The sequence below is a fragment of the Ornithinibacillus contaminans genome, from assembly GCF_001038425.2.
Classification (GTDB): domain Bacteria; phylum Bacillota; class Bacilli; order Bacillales; family Amphibacillaceae; genus Ornithinibacillus; species Ornithinibacillus contaminans.
This window is the reverse complement of sequence record NZ_LDPV02000053.1, coordinates 269,484-279,320: the sequence shown is the minus strand read 5'-3', so window position 1 is coordinate 279,320 and position 9,837 is coordinate 269,484. Positions and strand designations below refer to the sequence as shown.

The 9,837-nt window shown below is 40.2% G+C and carries 3 protein-coding genes and 1 riboswitch; of the genes, 2 read left to right on the top strand and 1 reads right to left on the bottom strand.

Annotated features, from left to right (window positions below; genetic code table 11):
• A partial coding sequence (locus tag JF53_RS17040; protein ID WP_157052560.1) for an RHS repeat-associated core domain-containing protein occupies positions 1-7,985 on the bottom strand: 7,985 nt, incomplete at its 3' end.
• A gap of 230 nt (positions 7,986-8,215) precedes the next feature.
• A riboswitch (cyclic di-GMP riboswitch) is annotated at positions 8,216-8,301 on the bottom strand.
• A gap of 241 nt (positions 8,302-8,542) precedes the next feature.
• Here JF53_RS17040 and JF53_RS17035 point away from each other — a divergent pair.
• Together JF53_RS17035 and JF53_RS17030 are read left to right on the top strand one after the other, a co-directional pair.
• Positions 8,543-9,010 (top strand): DUF2243 domain-containing protein, encoded by a 468-nt coding sequence (locus tag JF53_RS17035; RefSeq protein ID WP_047982748.1) that lies wholly within the window; start codon positions 8,543-8,545, stop codon positions 9,008-9,010.
• Positions 9,003-9,809 (top strand): cytochrome c oxidase assembly protein, encoded by an 807-nt coding sequence (locus tag JF53_RS17030; RefSeq protein WP_047982747.1) that lies wholly within the window; start codon positions 9,003-9,005, stop codon positions 9,807-9,809. Before JF53_RS17035 ends, JF53_RS17030 begins: the two co-directional genes overlap by 8 nt.
• The last annotated feature ends 28 nt before the right edge of the window (positions 9,810-9,837 follow it).

Genomic DNA, 9,837 nt, shown 5'->3' with positions numbered 1-9,837 from the left:
TCAGGAATTTTGTAGTGCTGCGATAGATAAAGCATATTTTCTTCTGCTAGCTGCGAAGCAGATTTATATTCTGTCCATTGGGAAATCCCATCTTCTATATATTGAACCTGTTCATCTGCCACAGTCCGTTCCGTTGACGGAATAATCGTACCGTCTGGATACAGGTCCGTCAACGTTTTTGTATAATTGTAATTCCACGTATTTCTTGTATCTACTTCATAATAAACCGTTAAAAACCGTAAATTATCCACAACTGTTCTTCTAATGTCCGATGTATATCCAGTTTGATACCCTTCATATGTCCAACGCTCTCTTGTCATCGATGTAGAGCTTGATCGGTCAATACTGGAATAATTTTCACGATTACGCACCCAATCTGGTATCTCTGTAATCGTCTGCGCGGTTCTTCCCGTCGGATCCCAATAATTCATCGGGTTATTCATCACATACGCATAACGATTTTGCGATAACGGATTCGTCATCGTTCCCGCATACGTATCTTCCTGCAAGAATCGTGCGGTACTTGGGTCATACATGCGTGCCTGCATGTCAATAAGACCTGTTTCACGGTCATATTGGTGACCAGTATAATTCTTATTCGTATACGGTACAGTAAAGGCATCATTGACCAGCCCACCGAAAGCATCATAGCGGTAATTTTGCATCACGAAGCCATGTCTATCGGTCAACTCACTCACAGAGGACATTCCATCGTATTGATGATACAACATGCCACCGGCTGGTTTGAAGCTTGGGAAGTAACCTGGATACCCGATACCTTGGTTACCAAATGTTTTCTGCGATACCACTCGATTATTTGCTCCAATATAGTACTCGGCATATGGTGAGCCTTTTGCACTGTATTCCTTATGGACAGTATTGCTTTGTCCTTCGTAAACCGATTGTGTTTCCGTTAATGGAATTTTTTCTTTGTTTTCCCCAAGTTCATTGAAGTCTTCTTCAACTTCTTGATCTGGGTTTTCTCCATTGCCATTTCCATTACCATTTCCGTTTCCTTGACCTGGATGATCACAGTACCATTGCCATGGGGTGCCCATCCACATACCTTGACCGGGGAAGCTAGGGCAATACCATTGCCACGGATTATCATTTCCAGTTCCTTGACCTGGGCTGTCAGGACAGTACCACTGCCATGGATTACCATAGCCATTGCCTTGACCGGGGTTATCTGGACAATACCATTGCCATGGATTGTCATTTCCATTACCTTGGTCTGCATTATCCGGGCAGTCCCATTGCCACGGGAAGTCCATCCATATGTTTTGACCTGGGAAGTTCGGGCAATACCATTGCCACGGATTATCATTTCCATTTCCTTGATCAGGATTATCATCCTCATTCTCTGGATCCGAATTGTCCTCCCCTTCTTCCGGGGTTTCTTCCTCCGGATAAGTCGGTACATAATACCAGTTTCCTGTCTCTCGGTTTACTTTACGGTCTAATGAATCATACCCATAAGATACATAGCTAAAATCGTTAAAGACTACTGTACGTAGACGGTTAGCTGCATCATAATTGTACGTTCGCTTTTCAAATAAGCTTTTTTCTTCAATGACATTTCCATTCGCATCATACGTGAATGTCTCGGCACCAGCTTTGGTTAGCTGGTTATTTTCATTATAGTAGTAGTTCGTTTCAAATCCGTTCATGTCTTGTGTTAACCGATTTCCAACTGCGTCATAGGTGTACTCCACACGTGCAATTGGTCCAAGGAAATACTTCGGCCATTCTGTTAGACTACTAGTATTCGTTCCTTCATCTGCGCCTAGTTTTGTATAGCCAGTTGGATCGGAACTATCAACCAATGCCTCTTGGGCATTTGTAGTTGTCTGCTCTTCGTTAACTAGTTTATCTGATTTATTGTCCGCTTCACTTGTTCCTTCTTCTGTAGCATCTAATGGTGCAGCTAATGCGGTAAATGTGAATAAACCGACAACCCAATTCCAGGCTGACTTAATACCGTTCCACACTTTAGTAAAGAATTGTTTTACATTTTCCCATGTTTTCTTGAAAAATCCGGATTCTTTCTCTTGATTTCCATTTCCGGTGTCATCAGAAACATTGCCTGATGCTTGATCACCTTGGTTATTGCCGTCTTTTTGTTCTGTATCGTCTGATTCTGTAGCTTCTTCCTCAGTATCCTCATCCATTGGTTTCTCGTCATCAACTTCTTCCGTATCACCTTTAGACGGTGACGTTGAATCAGATTCATCAGATTCGTGTGTTTCATCTGATGGGACTGTTCCTGGATTATTATTTTCTGGTGAAGTAGCCTCTTCTGCATCGCCTACTTGTTCATCTTCATGATTATCTTGTTGAGTTGGTAATTCCGGTGTCATATCTTCTGGTTTTTCCAATGAATAATCTAATGCTGTTAAACGATCTAGCGCATCATAACTATAAGACGTTACCGCACCATTTGCTTCCTTCTGCTTTGTACGCTGTCCTGCTTCATTATACGTATAGCTAAATCCAGAGATAACACCAATACGATTAGAATTAACAACACGTTCTAGTTGACCATCTTTCGTATATGTTTGATTAATTTTCGTTCCATTAGCTGATTTCTGTTCGCTAAGGCGTCCGAGTGCATCATAGCTGAAGGTGCTCTTATTCTTCTGAGGATCCGTCATGGATGTCATCAGATTTCGTTCATCATAGCTGTAAGAAATCGTACGGTCTTCACTATTGGTCATGCTGGTCATATTACCAACTGCATCATACCCGAAGGAAATTCCTTTACCAACAGTCTTGTTTTGTTGCGCCGTAATTCGTCCTAGTGCATCATACGAGAAGGAGTCTTCTGAATCTGGTGACTTCATAGTCGTAAGACGTCCAAGCGCGTCATACTCGTACTCTTGCTTCAAACCAGCTAAATCGATTTGTGCTACTTCCCCTCGAGGTGTGTAGTCATAATCAATTGTTTGACCGTTTCGATTGGTTTCGGATACCAATTGTCCAGCTAAGTCATACGCGTAGGAATGTGTATTTCCTAAGCCATCTATCTCTTTTGTAACATTTGCATTTAGATCATAGTTCCACTGTCGGGAGTTCCCATTTGCATCAATAATTTTTGTTAAATTACCGGTAGGATCATACTGATAGCTCGTCTCCCCATCCAGTGCATCGGTTACTTTAGTTAATTGATGTGCTGCATCATAGTCGTAGCTTGTTTCATTACCTAGTGGATTAATTTCTTTTATTAAATTACCAGCAGCATCATACTCATATGTCCATTTGAAACCACTTGGTGATGTTTCTTCTATTAATCTAGCTAATGGGTCATAGTCATACGTGATTGATTCCCCAAGTGCATTGGTTTCTTTCACGACATTTCCTAGTTCATCATATGCCCATGAAGTCTCGTAATCCGAAGCATCCACATACTTTGTCATGCGATTTAAAGCATCATACACATATTTTTGTTCATGACCTAATGCGTCCGTTTCCTTGGTGAGATTCCCGTTTTTATCGTAGTTGTAGCTTGTTTCACCTTCTAACGGATCAACAATGCTCGTTACCCATCCGTTTGGATTATAGTCGTATGTCCACTTACTATCGTCTGAGGCGACTTGCTCAATCATACGACCCAGTTTGTCATAGTCATAGGACGTTGTATAGCCAGCTTGATCCGTTTCCTCTACTACATTTCCTAGTTCATCATACTGGAAGCTGTAGTGGTCACCTAATGGATCAGTTGTTTTAGTTACACGATTCAAAGCATCATAGGCAAATTCCCATTCGCCGCCTTCTGGATCAATTTGCTTTGTCATGTTCCCAAGCTCATCGTAGGCAAATGCAGTAACACCGCCACGAGCATCCTTCATTTGTTTTAGCTGGTAGTTTTTATCATAGTTATAAGTTGTCGTATCTCCTAATGGATCTATTTCTTTCAGAAGATTACCGACCTTATCATATTCATACGTGATTTTTTCGTTGTTTTCATTTATTAGACCAATAACATTATCCAATCCGTCATATTCTAGTTGGACAGAATAGCCTAATGGATCCGTTTCAGATAGAATACGACCTGCTACATCATAAGCATAGGAGGTTTTCCCACCAGCAGCATCGGTAACAGATACCAATTGATCCAATTTATCGTAGGTAAGTTTCGTCACTTCCCCTAAAGGATTAGTAATCGTTGTAATACCATTCTTATTGTCGTAGTCATAGCTTGTTGTATTACCGCGAAAATCTGTTTCACTCGTGATACGACGATAAGCATCATATGTGAATGTAGCCGTATTTCCAAGCGCATCAATTTGCTTGATGACATTTCCTAATCCATCATAATCAAATTGATTCGTATACCCAAGCGCGTCTGTAATTTTCGTAACTTGACCTACAGCATTATACGCATATTCTGTAGTGGCTTTTCGTTGATCGGTCACTTTTGTTGGACGTCCTAGGGCATCATATTGATAATGTATCTTATTTCCAAGTGGATCTGTGATCGTCTCCAGTTCCCCAAATTCCGAATACGTGTAGACTGTTTTATTTCCTGATGGATCAATTTGAGTTTTTACCTGGTCAAATGCATTATAGGTCCATTCGTATTTATGACCCATTGCATCGGTTTGGGAAATTAGTCGGTTTGCTGCATCATAGCTAGATGCTGTAACATTCCCTTCTGGATCCTTCTGGGAAGTTGCTCGACCTAATTTATCATAAGTCCATTCCCATACACCACCCTCAGGATCAATTAGCTTACTAATTCCACCGAGCGGGTGATAGTCCATCGAGTACGTATCTTCTAATGCATTTGTTGTTGTTTCTACACGACCAATCTCATCATAGGTAATTCGTGATACATTTCCTAACTTATCCGTATAGGAGGTTTCTCGTCCCATGACATCATATTGGTACTTGATGATTCCGCCACGAGGGTCTTTAATTTCTTTTGGTTGATCATAGTAATTGTTATAAACAACGGTTGTCGTCAAGCCTAGCGGGTCGGTAACTGTTTCAACTCTACCTTTTTCATCATACGTAAAGGACGTTGAATAGCCGCCAGTGTCCACTTCTTCGATCAATTGATCTAAATCATTGTATTTCCACTCGTTTGTTTCACCTAAAGGATTAATTTGTTCGATTAGACGACCTCGACTATCATACTTAAGTTCAGTGAGATTACCTAATGGATCGGTGATCGTTGTTAATTGATTAGTAGAATCATAATCATAAATTGTTTTTTCACCATCTGGATGTGTATAGCTGACTTGATTTTCGTCTTCATTGAATTTCCATTGATGTACAAGTCCTGCTTGGTCTGTCATTTCTGTTAAACGATTAAAGGCATCGTATTCAAAACGCATCGTTCTACCGGCAGTATCCGTGTTTGTAATCACGCGATTTCGTTTGTCATATGCGTAAGATGTACTTTTTCCAGTCGGATCTTTAACTGCCGTAACACGTCCTGCATTATCATAACTGTATTCGGTTACGCCATTTAGTGGATCGATGAATTGCTTTAATCGACCTTGCGAATTGTAAACGTACCTACTCTTCTCACCAGCACCATTCGTAACACTCGTTACGAATCCCGCTTCATCATAGCCATAGGATTCAACCGTTTTATCTGGCAATGTCTTCTTGGTGAGGCGTTGGTTATCATCATATTCATACTTAGTCGTTGTTTCGTTCGCATGAAAGGCAGTTGTTAAAAGACCATTTTTATCATAATCATATTCCGTAATATTCCCATTTGGATCTTTCCATGTCTTTTCACGACCTGCTGCATCATAGGTCCATTCATTTACACGGCCAATTGGGTCAATAGATTTTGTTCGTTTACCTTCCACATTGTAGGTATAGGAGATCGTACGACCAAAATTATCACGAATTCCCGTGACATTCCCACGGCTGTCATACGAATACGTAAAGCTCTTTTCCTTTTTTCCAGTTTTAATGATGACATCTGTCACGCCAAACGGCCCGTAATCATAATTTACGGTCTCGGTTGGTCGTTTAATGGTGTCAGGGCGTCCAAGTGCATCTCTTGTATAGGTCGTGATTTCGCTTTGTGGTGTTTTGACTGTTTTCACATAACCTAATGCATTGTACGTATATTCGGTTGTTCCTGTCGCATCGGTAATCGTCTTCACTAGTCCTTGACCATTGTACGTGTAGGAAGTCACACGATTAATTGGATCCTTAATTGTCTCCAGTCTACCTTTATTATCATAGGTATAGCTGGTCGTTTTACCACCTTCAGTGCGTGTTAACACATTGCCACGTTTATCATAGGTGAAGGTGGTGGTAACATCATTCGGTAACTTTTCTGATAATACACGACCAAAATTATCATACGAATAAATTGTTTCATATTTTAAAGGATCGATGATTTTTTCAACAAATCCTTGGTCATTGTATACCATTTCTGTTACATTACCAGCTGCATCGGTCATATGGGTGAGTTGCCCATTATCATCATAGGTAAAGTTAATTACCACACCAGTTGCATCTGTACGCTTCGTTACATTCCCTTGTGCATCGTATTCAAAGGTTGTTTCCCCTTTAAATGGATCGATAATTTTAACAGGCTGTTCCCATGTATTCACATCTTCATAGTCATAGACATAGGTTGTTTTTCCACCCGCTAGATTCGTCTCCGATACTTTATTTCCTTTGGCATCGTAATCGTAGCTAATCGTACCTTGAGGAGATGAGATTGTTTTGATTAAATCATCCTCATAAGTATAGGTCGTTTTTTCATTTAATGGATTAGTCACACGAGTAACCTGTTCTCCATTGTGTTCATATTTCCAGACATGTTCGCCGGCATCTGTGACAGTCGTGACCTTACCTGAATAGGACAGCGTATAGTATTCCTTGCCATACATTTTTACACTTGTCACTTGATCATTGCTGTTATAGGCGAACTCCATTGTTTTTTGATCGTCTGTAATGGCAGTAATCTGGTTTTCACCATCATAAGAATACTTAAGCGTTCTTCCGTCTGCCTGTTTGACTGTTTCTAAGCGATTTGAGCTATCATAGGAATAGCTCACTTTGCGGCCAAACGGATCTTCGATAGAACGGAGTTGGTGATTACTATTCCAGACCAGACTAGTGGTCCGTCCTGTTGTATCTGTTACAGTTTCGATATTCCCATTCTGGTCGTAATCAAATGTTAGGACATTTCCTTTTCGATCTTCATAGCGGATCATTTTTCCTAATTTGGAGTCTTGTATAGGATAATCAGGTAACTCTGAATCCTTGGTATCATAACGCCACGGAGCATAATAACCATAATAGGTGATTTTTGCCCCATCAGGCTTTGATACAACATATTCGAATTGATCGTTACGAATTAAAGTCGATTTATCCTCTGACGCTTCATAGCTCCCTTTGTCTAATTCATAGTTGATTAAAGGATCATCATCATAGCTTGTGATATAAGCATCATCAGAGCCTTTCACAAAATCATATGTATTAATGCTTCCATCAAATCTAGTTTCTGCGATGTGATACTCAGCATATAATCGCAATTCATTAAATAGATTCGATTGCCAGACTTGATTATTTTCAGCCCCTGGTTGATAGGTTCGTTCTACTAAGTAGTCCATTCCGATACCAGGTAACTGTAAATCTATTTCTGATAGATTCAGTTTACCTGTGGCAACATCTACTGGATGATCAGATAGAGTATTCTCAGCTGTGGTGTCATAACTTCTTTCCTGTGGTGCAGTAGTTGGCGTAGTATCTCCAGTAACCGCATTAGGTAAAGTTGGCTGAGCCCCTTGTACTGGATTAGGAATCGGAACAGGATCTTGACCTGTCCTTGGCATGAAGTCCATTATCGATTCCGGATTCATGAAGTCTGGTTCATATGGTGTATTGTTTTGATTTGTAATTGTTCCTTGTGCAATCGTTGCAAGTGGCATACTAGTAAAAATTAATAAAAATGCTAGGAATAGAATAAGTACTTTTCTTGTCTTTTTATATTTTTTCCAAGACATAAAATCCCCCCTCGTATAGTTGGTATGACGTTTCTTTTGAATAGGTTGGTGGTAAAATTAGTAGCTTACATTCAGTGTTTTGTTTAAGAGATTAGGAGAGCTCTAAGGTGACTATAAAACAAAGTTGAATTTCATATTATCGTTACATGACTTACCCCCTTTTTTTACGGATAGATTTGTAGAAACAAAAAAATAGACATTCCTAAGCCAGAATGCCTACTTAACCTCAACTTGGCAACCCAGCCGTCATAGCAGCTACTGCTTTAGACCTGTGGCTTTGCGCCCTCGCCTTTCAACGAGTTTGCTACTTCATTTGAAATTATTAAACTGTAAAAACAAATCAAAACAGGATAAATTATCTAATTATTCCATAGGATAGAATACCTTATTTTACCAATGAAAACAATACACCCCAGGAAATTTGAGTTATATTAACTAGGACTTAGTGCCTGGCACCACCCGATTTTTGTCGAATAATATTTAATTTGAATATATTGATACTAAATGGCTACTATACTAATAGTGTAAAAACTTTCCAAAGAAGTAGTAATAAGGGAGTGAGTAAGATTAATTCATCGGTCTTTTCTAATCGTAATATTATCTCCGGCTTTCTCTTCGGATTGGGCTTAATCGCTTTTATTGACGAAGCGATCTTTCATCAAATGTTAGGATGGCACCACTTCTATGATCGCGCCACCACATCTGTTGGAGTATTTTCTGATGGGATATTCCATGCTGTGAGCTGGTTTGCAACGGTAGCTGGATTGTTTTTGTTTGCCGATATCAAGCGGAGAGGTACGTTCCAATTTAAAAGCTGGCTAGGGGGGCTACTATTTGGTGCAGGGCTCTTCAATTTGTATGATGGCACGATCCAGCATAAAGTAATGCGCATCCATCAAATTCGCTATGTTGATAATCTTATTTATTATGACATTACAATGATTGTAACAGCCTCTGTTCTAACAATTGCAGGGATTATCCTTATTCTTCTAGGTCGTAATGATCAGGTGGAAAAGCATGCATAATGGTGTACATGCTCATGCTATAAGTTCCTTTGCAGTCGCTGAGGTATTTTTTTCAGTTACCTTTCTTATTGCACTCGTTCTCTATCTAATTGGAATAAAAATTTCCAACCTGCGCTTTAAGAAATGGCCTAGGTATCGTCTTACATTTTTTATTGTCGGGATTTTTTGTGCCCTTATCGCTGTGTCCGGGCCACTGGCACAGCTTGCCCATACAGATTTCAATGCTCATATGGTAGCCCATTTGCTACTTGGGATGCTTGCTCCCTTGTTACTTGTTTTAAGTGCGCCAATGACACTCCTGCTGCGCGCTACTTCCACCAGGTTGGCGAGGAGAATCACTGGACTTCTTCGTTCGAGTCCAATCCGTTTTCTTCATCATCCTATCGTCGCCTCTATTCTAAATATAGGAGGGCTTTGGCTACTCTATAAAACTAACCTGTATTCCCTTATGCATGAAAATCTATTACTTCACACGATTATTCATATCCATATCTTTTTAGCAGGCTATTTGTTTACTGCGTCTATGATTTATATTGATCCCGTATCCCATCGGAAAAGCTACCAATATCGCTCTGTTGTCTTAGTGTTAGCATTCGCCGCTCATTCGATATTGGCTAAAATGATCTATGCTTATCCGCCCACTGGAATCACCAGAATCCAAGCGGAAAGCGGGGGAATGCTGATGTATTATGGGGGTGATCTGATTGATGCTCTCATCATCTATATTCTTTGCTACCAATGGTATAACGCTGCAGCCCCGAGAATCCCTTTAAGTCAACCGAAATATAAATCGACATAATTCGGGAAGTGACAGGCACCCCTACTTT

Bases quoted from the DNA above. Each gene is read 5' to 3' on its own strand.
- JF53_RS17030 (WP_047982747.1), top strand. From the start codon at position 9,003: ATGCATAATGGTGTACATGCTCATGCTATAAGTTCCTTTGCAGTCGCT.